The organism is Granulicella tundricola MP5ACTX9 (assembly GCF_000178975.2).
In the GTDB taxonomy this organism is placed as follows: domain Bacteria; phylum Acidobacteriota; class Terriglobia; order Terriglobales; family Acidobacteriaceae; genus Edaphobacter; species Edaphobacter tundricola.
The window spans coordinates 3957013-3973336 of the sequence record NC_015064.1; the positions used below are offsets into that span (position 1 = coordinate 3957013).

Genomic DNA, 16324 nt, shown 5'->3' on the forward strand with positions numbered 1-16324 from the left:
CGAACTCCACCCTTTAGTTCATAGCCTAAAGGTCTACGCCTTACCCGCCAACTGCCGCAGCACGTACTGCAGGATGCCTCCGTGCTGGTAGTAGAGGATCTCCTGCGGCGTATCGATGCGTACGGTCACGGGGAACTCCATGGTCGTGCCGGTCTGGTTCTCGGCCTTCACGGTGATGTTCTTGCCCGCCGCAAACTTTGAGTCCAGCATCTCCTTCAGGCCGGTGATTTCGAAGATCTCTTCGCCCGTCAGACCGAGCGACTCAGCCGATTCGCCATGCTCGAACTGCAGCGGCAGAATCCCCATCCCCACCAAGTTCGAACGGTGAATGCGCTCGTAGCTCTCCGCGATGACGAAGCGGATGCCCAGCAGCCGCGGCCCCTTCGCCGCCCAGTCGCGTGAAGAGCCCGAGCCGTACTCCTTGCCGGCCAGGATCGCCAGCGGAGTCCCGCGCCGCGCATACTCGACCGAGGCGTCATAGATCGACATCTCCGTCATCTCCGGCAGCAGACGAGTCACGCCGCCTTCGGTGCCCGGAGCCATCTTGTTACGCAGCCGAACGTTCGCAAACGTCCCGCGCACCATCACCTCATGGTTGCCTCTGCGGCTGCCGTAGCTGTTGAAGTCCGCCGCTTCCACGCCGTGCTCCATGAGGTACTTGCCCGCCGGACCGTTCTTCTTGATCGAGCCAGCCGGAGAGATGTGATCTGTCGTGACCGAGTCCCCCAGCACGGCAAGACAGCGTGCCGCGCGGATATCTTCGACATCGACCGGGGTCGCCGGCATCCCGTCAAAGTACGGAGCCTTGCGGATGTAGGTGGAATCCGGCTCCCAGCCATAGGTATCGCCTGAAGGGAAGCTCAGGTTCTGCCAGTTCTGGTCTCCGTCGCTCACGGTCGAGTACTGCTTGCGGAACATCTCGGAGTTGATCGACGAGTTCACCGTGTCGATGACCTCCTGCTGGGTCGGCCAGATGTCCTTCAGGAAGACGGGCTGCCGCGCTGGATCGTAGCCGATCGGCTCCTTCTCAAAGTCGTGATGGATCGTCCCGGCGAGCGCATATGCGACCACCAGCGGCGGGCTCATCAGGTAGTTTGCCCGAACCTCAGGCGAGATGCGGCCCTCAAAGTTCCGATTTCCAGAAAGCACGGAGACAGCCACCAGTCCATGCTCTTCGATCGACTTGCTCACATCGGTCGGCAGCGGGCCGGAGTTGCCAATGCACGTCGTGCAGCCATACCCCACTACCTGGAAGCGCAGCGCGTCCAGATACTGCATCAGCCCGGCCTTCACGTAGTAGTCCGTCACCACGCGGCTGCCCGGCGCAAGCGAGGTCTTCACCCACGGCGGCGTACGCAGGCCCTTCTCGACTGCCTTCTTGGCCAGCAGGCCGGCCGCCATCATCACGTAGGGGTTAGAGGTGTTCGTGCAGCTTGTAATCGCAGCAATCACGATGCTGCCGTGATCCAGATACTGGTCCACGTCAACGCCGTACCGGCCCTTCACGCTGGTGACCGGTGCGTCGATATGCACCGCATGAGGCCCGGCCGTCAGTGTGGAGACAGGAACCAACCCGTCTGCGATCGGCAGATGGGTATCCGTGCCGGGCGAGGGCGCTCCCACTGAGCTCGTCACATCGCCCGATTCCGACATGTGTCCGCCCTCACCCTCCCAGCGCACCATCTGCCTCACCGCACCCTTGTTTCCGACAGGTCCAAGCAGATTTGGAAGCTGCTGGGCGAAGCTTGCGGGTGCATTGGAGAGCAGCACGCGATCCTGAGGACGCTTCGGCCCAGCCACGGACGGCTCCACCGTCGAAAGATCCAGCGACATCGTTGCCGAGTACTCAGCCTCCGGAGCATCCGGCGTATGAAATAGACCCTGCGCCCGCATGTACTCCTCGACCAGCTTGATCTGGTCATCCGTGCGCCCCGTCAGCCGCAGATAAGCCAGCGTCTCGTGGTCGACCGGGAAGATTCCGCAGGTCGCACCGTATTCGGGTGCCATATTTGCGATGGTCGCGCGATCCGCCAGAGGCAGTTCACTGATGCCTGGGCCGTAGAACTCTACAAACTTGCCGACAACGCCCAGCTTCCGCAGCGCCTCCGTCACCGTCAGGACCAGGTCGGTCGCGGTGGTGCCTTCCTTCAGCTTGCCCGTCAGCTTGAAGCCGACCACCTGCGGGACCAGCATGGAGACCGGCTGCCCCAGCATTGCGGCCTCCGCCTCAATGCCGCCGACGCCCCAGCCCAGCACGCCCAGCCCGTTCACCATGGTCGTATGCGAGTCGGTTCCGACGAGCGTATCCGGATACGCCAGAATCTCACCCGCCGCGTCCGCTTGCGTCGTGAACACCACCCGCGCGAGGTACTCGAGATTGACCTGGTGGCAGATCCCCATGCCCGGCGGTACGGCGGAGAAGTTGTTGAACGCAGACTGCCCCCACTTTAGGAACGCGTAGCGCTCGCGATTGCGCTGAAACTCCAGCGCCGCGTTCATGTCATAGGCGTTGGTCGTGCCGAACTCGTCCACCTGCACGGAGTGGTCGATCACCAGCTCCGCCGGCTGCAGCGGGTTGATCTTTTCGGGGTCACCGCCCAAGGCTCGCATTGCGTCACGCATGGCTGCCAGATCCACGATCGCAGGGACGCCGGTGAAGTCCTGCATCAGCACCCGCGCCGGCATGTATGCAATCTCGCGCGAGGGCTCGGCCTTGGGGTTCCAACTCGCCAGGAAGCGGATGTCGTCGGCGGTGACGGTGCGGCCATCCTCATGCCGCAGCAGGTTTTCAAGCAGAATCCTCAGGGAAAACGGCAGCTTCGCCAGGTCGAAGCCCTTCAGCGCGTCGAGCGCGAAGTAGGTCACCTTCTGGCTGCCGCTGGTCAGGGTGGTTTTGGAACCGAAGGAGTTGGGATGGGGGGTCACGAGGCTCATGGAATTTCTCCGTAGGGAATGCAGGCCACAAAAGGCGGCGGATCAGGGATAGAACGGACGATCAGGAAATAAGGGGCGGAAAGGTCCGCTAGCAGCGTCCGCGGTCAGGGCGACCGTGGTGAAAGCGCTTCGTCGAAAGTAGGCAGGTCGACAGGCAGGTTGCCATCGCCCTCATTTTACGCCCGCCGGATGCTCCCTGGAGAACGTTTTTTCTTCTGTGCCGCGCCATAGAGTGCATCTGAACAATTCAGGGTTACAAGTAATCGTTGGTAAGACTTATGACAGGTGCACCGATGAAAGATCAGACGAGAAATCACATGAAAACGAAGCTCGCATTTGCAGCACATGGAATTCTCCTGTTAAGCCTGGCCGCGGGGATGAGCGGCTGCAAACAGAACCCGGCAACCGTCGCCAACGGAGGCGATCCCGCCGCAGGAAACCTTGCGCCGATCGATCCCAACGCGCCGCAGCAGTTTGCCGGAACCTCTTCCGTCAGCAACACGGCTCCGCAGGGACAGCCTGCGCGGGTGCTTGGCCAGCGTGTCGAAGGGCCGACCGGAACCGCGAGCGGTGAGGCTTACAACCAGACCTACGGCCAGTCCGCCCAGCAGAACGAGGCCTACAACTACAATCAGGCTCCGCCGGCCGGCACCGTCGACGACCAGAACTATGCCTACAACGCCCAGTACGACGACCAGGTCAACGCCGGGCAGGATGCACTCGACTCCCAGGCTGTGTACGCCGATCAGGCGCCCCCGCCGCTTCCCGTTTATGACCAGCCCGTGCTCACCGATCCGGGCGACCAATGGACCCCCGGCTATTGGGCGTACGCCAACACGGGCTATTACTGGGTCCCTGGCGCATGGGTCGCGCCACCTTACAGCGGCGCTCTGTGGACGCCGCCCTACTGGGGCTACTACAACCGCCGCTATGGCTTCCATCATGGCTTCTGGGGCCGTTACATCGGCTTCTACGGCGGCATTCCGTACGGCTTTGGATATACCGGCGTCGGCTACTACGGCGGCTACTGGCGTGGGCGCGATTTTTACTACAACCGCGAGGTCAATCGCGTGAACGTGAACATCGTCCGCAACGTTTATATCCATGACGTGCCGCGCTACAACACCAACGTCCGCGTCAGCTTCAACGGGCCGGGCGGCTGGAACGCGCGTCCCCAGGCCAACGAGATCGCGGCCTATCGCGAGCAGCGCTTCCCTGCCATGCAGTCCCAGATCGCCAATCGCCGTGCGGCCGAGGGAAATCGCCAGCAGTTCTTCGCGGAAAACCACGGCCGGCCGGCCGAGGCCGTGGCCCAGCAGCGCCTCGTCGCGGACCATGCGCCTGCGCAGGCGCTCCGCACCGGCTTCGGACAGCAGGGAGCGCAGCAACGTGGCTTGCAGCAGGGTCAGCAGCAGCAGCGCGGGTTTGAGGCGGGCCAGCAGCAGCAGAGAGGCTTCGTCCAGGGCCAGCAAGCTCAGCCAGGTCAGCAGCAGCGCGGCTTTGAGCAGGGACAGCAGCGTGGCGTCGTCCCCAACCAGCAGGCCGAGCAACTGCGCAACCAGCAACTTCAGAACCAGCAGCACGGCATCCAGAACGAGCAGGTTCGCAACCAGCAGCTTCAGCAGCACAACGAGGAGATCCAGAATCAGCAGCACAACCAGTTGAGAAATCAGCAGCAAGTGACGGAGCAGCGCAACCAGCAAAACCAGCAGGTCGAGCAGCAGCGCAATGTGCAAAATCAGCAGATGGAGCAGCAGCGCAACCAGCAAGTTGAGCAACAGCGGAATGTCCAGAATCAGGCTCGCGAGCAGCAGCAGAACCAGCAGCGCGTCCAACAACAGCAGGTACAGAACCAGCGTGCGATCCAGCAGCAACAGCAGGTGCAGGGGCGCCAGCAGATCGAACAGCAGCATGTCCAGCAACAGCACGTCGAGCAGCCGCGCGTGCAGCAGCCTCAGCAGCACGTTGAGCAGCCCCGTCCGCAACCCCCGCAGCAGCATGTTGAGCAGCCGCACCCTCAGGCGGCACCCCATCCGCAAGGCGGCGGCGGGGAACCTCACGGCGAGGGCGAACATCACCACTAGCCCTAACGCTTCTGCCCTTCTTGCAAGAGGGATCGAAGAAGCGAGGCGTTAGATCTTCTGTGACGTTCGAGCAAAGAAAGATGAGGGCGCTCCCGCAAGGGGCGCCTTCTCTCTTGATGGGTCAGGCGGCTGGCGTATGCTGATCCACGCGCTTGTCGCTGACCTTGCATCCGGTAGGTCACGGTCAATCTTCCCGCTCAGGCGAAGCCGCGCTTTCCTGATGGATGCGGTTACTTCAAAGCAAAAAGATGCCCTCGCAGGAGCGAGGGCATCTTTCTAAATCGATACTGCAGGTGCAATCGTGTGAAGGACTAGGAGACGCCGTGCGACTTCTCTTCCTTGATGCGCTCATTTTCCTTGCGGGCTCCCATGGACTTCTGGGCGTACATGTCTGCGGCCTGCAGGTCAGCCTTGCGGGCTGCGTCATTCCCGCACTCCAGGTCAGCCTTGCGGCGGGACATGAGGCTGAGGTAGGTGTAGGCCTCTTCGTAGTTGGGGTTGATGCCGACGGCCTTGTTCAGATACTCGAGACCCTCGGTGACGAGTGGGCCGTTCTTGGCTGCCAGAGCCGCACAGTTGGGCTTGGAGAGCTTGGTGTTGCCTTCACCGTCGTCGCCGGGCAGGCCCTGCGTCTTGACGGCGATGGTGGCGTTATCGAAGGCTTCCTTCCAATCCACCTGGCCGATGGTGTAGTTGGCCTCGGCGTTGTTGGGCTGGACGGCGATGACCTTACGCTCATCTTCCTTGGCTTCCTTGATGTGGCCGGTGATGCGATCGATGTAGGCGATCTGGCTCAGCGCGGTGACATCGCTGGGGTCCTTGGCAATGACTTCCTTGAAACCGGCCAAAGCGTTGTTCGCGAGCTTCAAGTTCTCTGGGGTGTTGAGGTTCGGAACGACCTGCGAGCTGTAGGTCGTCGCAAGGTAAAGCTTGGCCATATCGTAGTTCGGGTCAATGTTGACCGCGTTCTGGAAGTAGTTGGTCGCGTCTTCATACTTTGCGTTTTTGAAAGCGGCAACGCCCTTGTTCAGCTGGTCCGCGGCACGGAGCCGGTTGCACCCGGTGGCGGACATCAACGATAGGGCCAAGAGGCCGGCGGTTACCGGAACTCGTGCAATCAGTTTCATCAGGCGTTGTTCTCCTTGGAAGAGGCGGGTCTTACACTGGGACGTTCTTACAGGGCTTCAGGTTTCCCCTTGACCGCTTGATTGTAACGTCTGAATTGGGAATCTGACTAGAGCGTACTACGAAGAAGGAGAAGGCCGCCATTGCTGGCGGCCTTCCGAGTTGAATTCAGTAAGAAATAGAGCGAAAAGTTACCAGAGTTAGTCCCCGGAGACCGTCTCTTCGATTGAGGAGACGACTTCCACGTTCGACTTGGGAGCCGGGGTGATGCCACCCAAACCGCCGATGGCGCCGAGCGGCACGAAGCCACCCTCGGGAGCCTTCTCGCCCAGGACTTCCTTGCGGTAGAGGGCTGCCATCTTGGAGTTCTCGGCATCCTGCTTCAGCTTGGCGTCACGGGCGCGAATCTTCTCCTCGCGTGCGTTCTTGGCGATTCCCGACTTGTCGAAGGTATCGTTGGCGGCGGAGTTGACGTGCGCGTCGTTGAGGACGAGATCGTAGCTGCTCTCCTTCTCCAGACCGACCTTCTTGCCGCCGGCGAAGATCTCATGACGGCCATGCTCCTCGTACCACTTGGTGAGGGTGGAGGTCATGTGCATCTTCTCGATGATGTTTCTCCAGCCCACACCGGTGTTGTAGGCGCAGAAGCTGATCTCGCCTTCCTGGGTGGCGTACGGAATGATGCACTGTTCCGTGCGGCGGAAGTCGTAGTTGAAGAGATCCTGGAACCACATGCCGGCGATGAAGAGGAAGTTCCAGCGATCGCCACGGCGCTTTGCAATGTCTTCCATCGTGCGGTCCGCGGTGACCTTGCCGTAGCTGCGGCCGGTTGCGCCGAAGCTCTTATCGAACTTCTCAAGCAGATCCTTGATCTTGAAGTGAGTGGGAGCGGCTTCCGGCTTGTAGTTGCGGAGCAGGGCAAGGGTCGCACCGATGATGGTGAGGGTCTTGCCGCGCGCCGCATCGTTGACGCGGGCGATGTCCTTGGCGAGACGGTCTGCGTTGATGAACGCAGTGACCGGCACGGCTTCCTTGGTCTCCTTATCGATCATGAGCGCCATGGAGATACCGCAGTTGGGATGGCAGCCACAGGAGAGCTGGCCCCAGTCGCGATCCGGTCCGTGAACCAGGTCGGCCCAGTCAGAGAAGGTGGACATGAAAGAGATGGGGAACCAGTCGCGTGTGGGCTCGCCGAGGCCGGTCTGGTTCTTCACATCGTGTGCCAAGTGAGACAGCGTGTAGCGCTGCGCCATGCGGCGCTCGTCGGAGATGGCTTCGTCGCGGCCTGTGAAGGACACCGGCTGGAAGGAGAGGAAGTTGATCTTCTTCGGGTTATCGAGTGCGAACTCGATGATGCGACCGACCTGCTCGTTGTTAATGCCGTTGATGATGCAGGTGACGGGCACGATATCGACGCCGGCCTCATGCAGATTGTGGATGGCCTGGAGCTTGACGTCGAACGAGTTGCCGACCTTGCGGTGGGAGTTGGCAGCGTTGCCGATACCGTCGAACTGGAGGTAGGCGTAGCGCAGACCGGCTTCAGCGGCAGCCTTCGAGAACTCCTTGGACTTGGCAAACTCGATTCCGTTGGTCGCGGCCTGGACGGAGGTGTAACCGACCTTGCGGGCGTAGGCTACGGCGTCGAGGAAGTAAGGGCTGAGGGTGGGCTCACCGCCCGAGAACTGCACGGACATCTGGCGCCGAGGCTTGATGGTCACGGCGTTGTCGAGCATGGTCTTGATCTCGTCCCACGTGAGTTCGTGGACGAAGCCGACCTGGTTGGCGTCCATGAAGCAGGGATCGCACATCATGTTGCAGCGGTTGGTGAGGTCGATGGTGAGAACCGAGCCGCGGCCGTGGGTGACGGTGGATGTGCCGTGGTTGTGGAGCTTCTCATCGTTGTGGGCGCGGATGTCGCGGCCCGGGAAGACCTCTTCCAGGTGCTTGAAGAAGGCCGGGTCGATGGACATGACGTCTTCATAGTGACCGTGGATGGGGCAGTCCTTGACCATCAGGATCTGGCCGTCGCGCTCGATGATCTGAGCCTTGATCTCGCCGACCTTCTCGTTGAGCAGGATCTCGTGCGGCAGCTTGCCGTCGACGATCTGCTGACGGATGGCGGGCACGCAACCGGGGCAGAGGGAGTCGGTGGTACGGGGCCAGCCGAGGGGCGGCTTCTCCTTCTGGTAGCTCTTGAGAAGCGGCTTGTCGCTCCACCTGGGGGTGAAACTGTCATTGGGGCTGATGTTGTTGAGACGGCTGAACACGCCCCATGCAACCTTCGCCACTCCAACCATTGCGTTCTCAACTAGCTTTGCCGGCTTTGCCTTTGCCATCGGTGTTTATCTCCTGAGATTCGCCGCCACGGGGACGGGCGTAATGCTTTCTATCAAGCTTAGTGCCCCGCAGACGTTCGGCGAGGTATGTCTTCTGATGCCGGCCTAACCTGAATGGCCCATGTTTACTGCAACATCCGGCAGGCTCAGCCAAGAACAAGGCTATGCCTTGTGTCGCGCAAAATGAAGAATGGAACGGCGAATGGGATGTTGGTGCATTGAATGGGGATTCTGAGGTGGTGAATGGGGCAAATGTTGTAGACCCTAAAAGAGAAGGAGGACGCTCAGAACGCATAGGGCGCACCCGTTTACCTTCTGGATGCGCCTTCTCTGCAAAGATACGGGGGCGATTATTGGAGGGCCTGAAACTCAATCCCGCTGGGCAGGTCGGCGGAGTGGAAGACGCGCTCCGTGGCGGGCTTGAAGTCCTCCGGTTTGGCGTTCGAGATGTCCACGAAGGTCTGGGGGTTGAGGTCGACCAGGGGGAACCAGGAGCTCTGCACCTGCACCATGATGCGGTGACCCTTGAGGAAGGTGTGGTTGACCTGCACGAGCGAGAAGTCGACCGACTCCGGTTTGTTGGGGGTGAAAGGCTCCGGCTTGGCGAGCGATTTGCGGAACTTGCCGCGCATGGGCTCGCCGCGGACCAGCTGCTCGTATCCGGGGGTGAGGACCGGCGGCAGGAGGACGTCTACCGGGCGTTCGCCGCCGCGGCCTCTGCGCTGGGGCGGGGTGGGCTCCTGCTGGGGGTAGACGTCGATCAGCTTGACGACGAAGTCGGAGTCGGTGCCGCTGGTCGAGACGTGCAGCCTGGCGCGGAGGGGGCCGGCGAAGGTAATGTCCTCGGTCAGCGGCTCGGTCTGGTAGACGAGGACGTCGGGGCGGGTGGCTGCAAAGCGCTGGTCGGCGACCATGTAGTCGCGGCTGGGGCCGGGCTCGGCGGTGTAGGAGAGCTCGGGGACGGGGTGGGTAGGGTCGGAGACGTACTCGTCATAAGCCCCGGAGCCGGATGCTGCGGGAGATGGTGTGAGCGAGAGGGTTCCGTGGGGGCCGAAGTACATCATGCGCGGCTTCGATCCGGCAGGGGGCCATGCTGTGTAGGTCTTCCAGGTGTTGGAGCCGGTTTCGAAGACGGTGGCGACGGCGAGGTTGGGATCGGGTGCGTCCTTGAGGTAGTGCTCAAAGAACGGGAACTGGAGTTTGTCGCGGAAGTAGTCGCCGGTTTTGCTGCCGAAGTGGACGTCGCCGATGCGTTCTCCGTCCAGAACGGACCAGCCGCCGTGGACCCAGGGGCCGATGACGAGCTTGTTGGAGGCGTCGGGGCTCTGTTTGGCGATGCTCTGGAAGGTCTTGTGCGGGCCGCTGAGGTCTTCGGCGTCAAACCAGCCGCCAACGGTCAGGACTGCGGCATGGATGTTGTGAAGGTGGCGGCTGATGTCACGGACGTCCCAGTAGCTGTCGTAGTTGGGATGGTTGGACTGGTCGTCGAAGTAAGGGTTGGCGACGAAGGCGCGGGCCTTGGAGAGCGGCTCCCACTGCTTGAGGTAAGCGGTGTAGGCGTCGGCGTAGTCGAAGGGTGTGTTGTCCGGGCGCGGCGGCTCCGGGATGGGATTCTTCTGGGGACGGAAGCTGCGGTAGAAGTCGTTGGCCTCCAGCATGAAGGCGCCATTGTGGTAGGCGTCGTCGTTATCGTGGAGGTCGGTGACGGGGGCCTGGGGGCTGGCGGCCTTGATGGCGGGGTGGCCGTCGATGATGGAGGCGGAGGTGTAGAAGCCGGGGTAGGAGATGCCGTAGATGCCGACCTTGCCGTTGTTGTGGGGGATAGTTTTGAGGAGCCACTCTACGGTGTCGTACATGTCCGTGGACTCGTCATGCTGGGTGCCGGTGGGGTGATCGATATGCGGCGTCATCTCCAGCCACTCACCCTCTGAGCCGTAGCGTCCGCGCACGTCCTGGTAGACGAAGATGTAGCCGGATTCCGCGAAGGCGCGGGATGGGCCGAGAGACGGGCGGTACTTGTCGGGACCATAAGGCGCGACGGAGTAACAGGTGCGCGAGACCAGGAAGGGGTAGGTCTTTGACGTGTCTTTGGGGGCGTAGACGGAGGTGAAGAGCGTCACACCGTCTCGCATCTTCACGTGGTATTCGGTCTTGGTGTAGTTGGCCTTGACGTCGTACGGCGCGGCCGGCTGGGCGGGCGGGGCCTGGCTGGGTGCCTGGGCTGGAGCGGCGAAGGGCACCAGCGCAGAGGTGCAGGCGAGTGCGAGGGGGAGTAGGACTCTCTGGGGACGCATCGATTCAGTCTACAAGTGAGGGAGCCGTTCCGAGAAAAACCCTTGAGATAGACGTTATAACTGCTGTCCGCTGGCGATCTGGTTCAGAATCTGCTGCGCAAAGACAACGCGGATGTGGACGTGGCGTGCGAAGTCCGGGAGGAACTCCGTGATGATGTTGTTGACGGGGTCCGTGGCGAGACCGGTGGCGATGCGCTCAACGGTGGAGACACCGTCTCCATGCACGCCGGGGACGTACAGGTTAGCGAGTTCGGCGGAGATGGGATAGGTCAGTAGCGTTTCAATGTTGAGCATGGGGCGGCCGTCGTCCTTCTGGGCGACGAAGGTGCGGCTGACTGCGTGATAAAGGCGGCGCATGGGGGTGGCCTGCGGCAGACGGTGGTAGTGCGGGTCTTCATGAGCAAGGGAGCAGATGAGAAAGGTACCGATGAACTCGCCGTTGACGTCCTGCGAGAGGCTGTAGCCGATATTCCTGCCGAAGCCCTTCAGGCCAGGGCCGTAGGCGGAGTGCGAATCGATGCCGACGGTGAAGGCGGCGTTCGCGCCGATGGTCAGGAGGTTGAAGGGGTCGATCACGTCGTGAATGGCGAGATAGCCCTTCTGGCGCGGGCTCAGAGGAATGGGCTGGGTGCTGTTGAGGAAGCGCTCATACGGGTTGAGTCCCTGTGGGCAGGGCACCAGATCCTTCTTCTTAGCGTTGGCTGGTGGAGGGGTCAGGGCTGGATTGGGGTTGGCGACGCAGGGCGTGGGAGTACGAGGCTTGCGCTCACTCGTCTGTCCGTTGGTCTGGACGCTGATCTGGCCTGCTTGTGCGGGATCGAAGAATGTGGGAGTGCTGCTGGAGGCTGACTCGTATGCGGCAGGCTCAAAAAATATGGAGCCGGGCGAATCCGGGAGGTACGCGCCGACTACAGCCGTGCCCGGTCCGGGGAGCGGCCCGTTGGAAATCTGGGCCAGCATCCCGATTGGACTCATCACAGCTGCCAGTAAAACCCACCGCATGAAACCAACCTCATTATGAAAGTAACCCGCGGTGGGTAGGACGCTTCTAGTTTGAGTGGCCGAAGTGCAGTATGCCGCGGGGAAAGAACTCGTTTGCGACGTTTCTTACTGCATCGCCGCCAAGGGATGATCCCCACGTTTGCATGACCTGGCTGACGTTTCGGTTGAGCGGCGGGTAGTACCACTGGGTCAGTGCGGCACCGCCCAAGTTACCGCCGATGTCGGCGAAGTTGATCGTACGGGCTCCGCTGTCCGATCTGGTGATCAACTCGCGGGTTCCGGCATAGAAGAACCGCGCGACGAAGTTGTGGCCGGGACCCAGGCGGTAGTAGCGGGGATCTTCGTGCAGGATCGGCGCGAGAACTGAGTCGGAGAATATGTTGTCCGAAGCGGAACGAGCCGCGGCTGCGCCCAGGCGCTGGGCGAAGCCCTTGCCCGTCTGTCCGTAGTTGGGAGCTCCATTGACAACCTGCTCATACGCTGCGCTGACAACCCAACCCGCCATATAGGTATAGGTAGCGTTCGCGCGGAGACCGATCAAAATCTTGTCGCCGACGGTCAGGCGTGGAGCGATCTCCCCGGGCTGAATGATCTTATCCAGATGACCCGCCTCATGTGGTTTGGCGGCGCGTGGCTGCCCCCCGAACCCACCTGTCCCCTCTTCACCGTCTGCGGGGGCCTTGCTGGAACTGAAGCTGGGGGCATCGGGTAGGGCTGTGGTGTCGGACTTTACGGGCTCAACCTCTAGGGGCTCGGCGGTGGCGGTGAGAGTGCCTTCCGCAGCGGAGGAGCTTGAGACGAGTTGGAGCGAAGCGGGTTGTGCTTCTGCCTGGGCGAAGCTAACGGCCGGAAGCAGGCCGCAGGCCAGTACGGCTACTGCTGCAGAGATGCCGCGAATTTTATTGGAGCGTGAGGGCGACAACTCTTCCGTACGGGCGTGCGTTGAATAGGTTTTATGCAATCGTTCTTCCTCTTTCGGCGACCGAACCGGGTATCTTACGGCGCGCTGCCTGGCCCTGCTCCTTCAAAACACCGGGGCTCCTCAGCTTGAGGACTCGGGAAGAAGGCAGAGTGTCTATAAGCATCCGACGCGCGGCTTCCTGTCTAAGTTGTACCGTGTTCCCTTGGCTCGTTGAGGGGGAACTCCTTTGGAACCGTGACCAATACGGCACCAGGGGTGCAATAAGCATCGCTAAACGGGCCTTTTCACGCGCATACTGAAGCTGGCGGCATGCAACGGGAGCAATGGTACGACCCGACAAAGGGGTTGTTTCCGCGAAAAAGGGTCCGATATGACAAAGACAAATGGGCAGCCTTCTCCGACTCTGGAACAGCGTTTGCGCGCTGCTGCCGGAGATGTCGAAGTCGAACTGAAGCGGCTGATCACGTACGTCAACGACGAGGTGGTGCCGGATGTGCGGCGGAATGGCTCTCATGCGCTGCGCGTGGCTTCGGTTGAGTTGGAGAAGCTGGCGCACCGGATGGATGAGGCGAACCGCAAGTCATGATGGGCCGCTCTTCAGGACGGGTCGTGCAGGGGGTGCTTGGGGTCGGGATTCTGCTTCTGAGCGGCTGCCATCATGCGAAGACGACCTACGATACGTCTTCCGCGCCACCACCTCCGCCTTTGCCTTCCCGGTCTGAAGCAGTGCCGCATCGCACGGCTCCGCAGCCAGGGAGCGCTGCGCCCATCGTGCGGAAGCCGCCAGCAGGCGAACCGGACGATCTGAGTGGGCCACCTATTTCTACTGAAGTTGGACTGGCAAGCTGGTATGGGCCTCCGTATCACAATCGTCAGGCCGCGGATGGCAGCATCTTCGACCAGAACGCTATGACGGCGGCGCATCGAACCTTGCCCATGGGCTCGACCGTGCGGGTGACGAACCTGGATACGGGTGAGTCTGTGGTGGTGAAGATTACGGATCGCGGGCCGTTTGTACCGAACCGGATTCTTGACCTTTCACTGGCGGCGGCAAAGGCGACCGGGCTTTATCAGAAGGGTGTCGCGAAGGTGAAGGTTGAGGTCTACGCGCACAATACCGCTGACCCCGGCGGTCGCTGGTGTGTGCAGATTGGCGCGTTCCTGACTGCGGACGATGCCATCCAGCTCAAGAACGATCTGCTGCAGCGCTACAAGACGGCCAAGGTGATCGAGTTCCAGGGGCCTACGGGGTATTGGGTGAGGATCAACCCCGCGCAGGCGGATAAGCTGACGGCCTCGAACATCCTGGAGTCGATCCATATTCCGGACGCGAATCCTTACCTGGTGCGGACCAACTAGCTAGGCTGCATAACGCTCGACATCAGCCATCAGCTTCAGTTTGCGTTCGGGCGGCAGGAAGCTGGCTTCGATGGAGTTGGCGGCGAACTCGCGCATCTCATCCAGCGAGAAAGCGAACTGCTCTTGCACGAGGATGTACTCGCCCAAGAGGTCTGAGCCGAACATCGGTGGGTCGTCTGAGTTCAGGGTGAGGAAGAGGCCGCCCTCAAAGTACTCGCGGACAGGGTGCGCTTCGAGCGATTCGCAGCAGCCGGTGCGGAGGTTGGAGGTGACGTTGATCTCGATGGGGATCTGTCGCTCCGCCAGGATGCTCAGCAGGTCTGCATCATGCTGTGCGGCGAGGCCGTGGCCGATGCGCTCTGCACCGATGTTGATGGCAGACCAGATGGAGGCGGGGCCGTGGACGGGGCCGGTCGATTCACCGGCGTGAACGGTGAGCCTGAGGCCGGCTGCCTTGGCTTCCGCGTAGAGGTCGCGGAAGGGCTCGGCTGGGCCGCGTGCTTCATCTCCGCCGATGCCGATGCCGATGATGCTGGGATAGATAAGGCGCAGTTCGGCAGCCAGGCGGAAGACGGTTGCGGCTTCTTCCAGGCCGAAGTGTCGGACTGCATCGATGAGCCAATAAAGGGTCGTGCCAAACTCCGCTTCAGCGCGAAGGCGGGCACGTTCGACCGCGTCCATGATGGAGGGAATCGCAAGCTGTGGCTTGAAGCGCAGCAGGATGCCCCAGGAGATATAGACCTCCGCGTGGACGACGCCCTGGGCGGCCAGGGCCTTGATCATCTCGTAGGTGATGAACTCATAATCCTCCGGCGTCTGGAGCCGCTCTGAGACGGCCTTGAAGGCCATCAGGAAGGCCTGGAAGTCGCTGTAGACGTAGATGGCGCGTGCGGTCTCCAGCGTGAGAGGCTCGAGATCATGACGGCGGGAGAGCTCTACCAGGGTCTCCGGCGTGACCGTGCCTTCCAGATGTAGATGAAGCTCGGCCTTAGGGAGGCCGCGAAGCCAGGTAGGGATGTCGATGAGGTCCTGCGGGTTCTGCTTGGGACGGCGTGCCATCTCTCCAGTCTAACGGTTTGATGGAGCGGGTGGAGCTTTCATGGCATTCGCGCATCTATAGACGACGGAGATATTCAGGATCATGCAGACCGCACTCATCGTCGGCTCAACCGGCATCGTAGGACAGAATCTGGCGCAGCGACTGCTTAGGAACGGCTGGAATGTGCTCGGCCTCTCACGCGGCAAACAGGTGGTGGATGGGGTGCAGGGCCTATCGGCAGATTTGCGGGATGCTGCCGCTGTACGTGAGGTATTGCGCGGGCAGGATGTCTCGCACGTCTTTCTGAGTGCGTGGATCAGGCACGAGACCGAGGCGGAGAACGTCAAGGTCAACGGCGGCATTGTTGAGAACGTCTTCGACGGTCTGGAAGGGGCGAAGAACCTCAAGCATGCCGCGCTGGTCACCGGCACCAAGCAATATCTGGGGCCGTTCGAGTCCTACGGGCAGACTGCTGCGGAGACTCCGTTTCGCGAGGACACTCCGCGGCTGCCAGGGCTCAACTTCTACTACACCCAGGAAGATGTCCTCTATGCGGCGGCGGAGCGCATGGGCTTTGGGTGGAGCGTGCATCGTCCTCATACGATTGTGGGGTATGCGGTGGGCAATGCTATGAATATGGGGTCGACGCTGGCTGTCTATGCGACGCTGTGCCGCGAGTCCGGCGAGAGCTTCATCTTTCCGGGCTCGCATGAGCAGTGGAATGCGCTGACCGATGTAACGGATGCGCGGCTTCTCGCGGAGCACCTGGAGTGGGCATCGACCCGATCCGCTGGACGAGACGAGGCGTTCAATGTCGTCAACGGGGACGTCTTCCGGTGGCGCTGGCTGTGGCCTCAGCTTGCAGCTTACTTTGGCGTGAAGCCCGAGGGGCCGCCGGCGGAGATTGCGCCGCTCGAAGGCCGGATGGGCGAAGCGCCGGAGGACTGGAAGGCTATCGCGTCGAAGTACGATCTGGCCGAGAGCGACGTGACCCGCGTGGCCTCTTGGTGGCACACGGATGGCGATTTGGGGCGCAAGATCGAGTGCGTGAATGATATGAGTAAGAGCCGCCGGGTAGGCTTCGTCTCACATCAGGACACCCCGGCCTCGTTCTTTGATCTCTTTGACCGGCTGAAAGCGGATCAGATCATTCCTGGATAAGTCGTTGCAGATGACAGGGATATGACATTTCCAGACAAGGCACAGGCTGCCTGTTCGCGATAAACTCG

At 61.5% G+C, this 16324-nt stretch carries 11 protein-coding genes; 4 read left to right on the plus strand and 7 right to left on the minus strand.

Annotated elements, in window-relative coordinates; translation table 11 throughout:
• Nucleotides 1–33 precede the first annotated feature (33 nt).
• The gene (gene acnA, locus ACIX9_RS17250; RefSeq protein ID WP_013581776.1) at nt 34–2934 is read right to left on the minus strand and encodes an aconitate hydratase; all 2901 of its coding nucleotides are present in this window, start codon (nt 2932–2934) and stop codon (nt 34–36) included.
• 317 nt (nt 2935–3251) lie between these two features.
• Here acnA and ACIX9_RS24045 point away from each other — a divergent pair, with 317 nt between their 5' ends.
• Nucleotides 3252–5018, plus strand: coding sequence for a YXWGXW repeat-containing protein (locus ACIX9_RS24045; RefSeq protein ID WP_049789373.1), 1767 nt, complete (start codon nt 3252–3254; stop codon nt 5016–5018).
• Nucleotides 5019–5329: 311 nt separating this feature from the next.
• Here the strand turns inward: ACIX9_RS24045 and ACIX9_RS17260 are convergent, their stop codons facing one another.
• The 5 genes from ACIX9_RS17260 to ACIX9_RS17280 form a co-directional block, all read right to left on the minus strand.
• Complete coding sequence (locus ACIX9_RS17260; protein WP_013581778.1) at nt 5330–6145, minus strand: tetratricopeptide repeat protein; 816 nt, start codon at nt 6143–6145, stop codon at nt 5330–5332.
• Between the two features lie 198 nt (nt 6146–6343).
• A complete protein-coding gene (locus ACIX9_RS17265) occupies nt 6344–8479 on the minus strand; it encodes a radical SAM protein (protein WP_013581779.1) in 2136 nt (711 codons plus the stop codon).
• Nucleotides 8480–8829: 350 nt separating this feature from the next.
• Entirely contained in the window at nt 8830–10773 is a 1944-nt protein-coding gene (locus tag ACIX9_RS17270; RefSeq protein WP_013581780.1) for a CocE/NonD family hydrolase, read from the minus strand.
• A 54-nt stretch (nt 10774–10827) separates the two neighbouring features.
• Nucleotides 10828–11733 carry a hypothetical protein gene (locus ACIX9_RS17275; RefSeq protein ID WP_041597192.1) on the minus strand — a complete coding sequence of 302 codons (906 nt, stop codon included), beginning with the start codon at nt 11731–11733 and terminating at the stop codon, nt 10828–10830.
• Between the two features lie 88 nt (nt 11734–11821).
• The gene (locus ACIX9_RS17280; RefSeq protein WP_013581782.1) at nt 11822–12736 is read right to left on the minus strand and encodes a hypothetical protein; all 915 of its coding nucleotides are present in this window, start codon (nt 12734–12736) and stop codon (nt 11822–11824) included.
• A 331-nt stretch (nt 12737–13067) separates the two neighbouring features.
• Between ACIX9_RS17280 and ACIX9_RS17285 the strand changes: the two genes are divergently transcribed.
• Nucleotides 13068–13283, plus strand: a complete 216-nt coding sequence (locus ACIX9_RS17285) for a hypothetical protein (RefSeq protein ID WP_013581783.1) — start codon at nt 13068–13070, stop codon at nt 13281–13283.
• The gene (locus ACIX9_RS17290; RefSeq protein ID WP_013581784.1) at nt 13280–14056 is read left to right on the plus strand and encodes a septal ring lytic transglycosylase RlpA family protein; all 777 of its coding nucleotides are present in this window, start codon (nt 13280–13282) and stop codon (nt 14054–14056) included. The genes ACIX9_RS17285 and ACIX9_RS17290 overlap by 4 nt, the downstream gene beginning before the upstream one ends.
• On the opposite strand, the gene add is transcribed toward ACIX9_RS17290, so the two are convergent.
• The gene (add, locus tag ACIX9_RS17295; RefSeq protein WP_013581785.1) at nt 14057–15115 is read right to left on the minus strand and encodes an adenosine deaminase; all 1059 of its coding nucleotides are present in this window, start codon (nt 15113–15115) and stop codon (nt 14057–14059) included.
• Between the two features lie 82 nt (nt 15116–15197).
• Between add and ACIX9_RS17300 the strand changes: the two genes are divergently transcribed.
• Nucleotides 15198–16256: an SDR family oxidoreductase gene (locus tag ACIX9_RS17300; RefSeq protein WP_013581786.1), complete on the plus strand. Its 1059-nt coding sequence runs from the start codon at nt 15198–15200 to the stop codon at nt 16254–16256.
• The last annotated feature ends 68 nt before the right edge of the window (nt 16257–16324 follow it).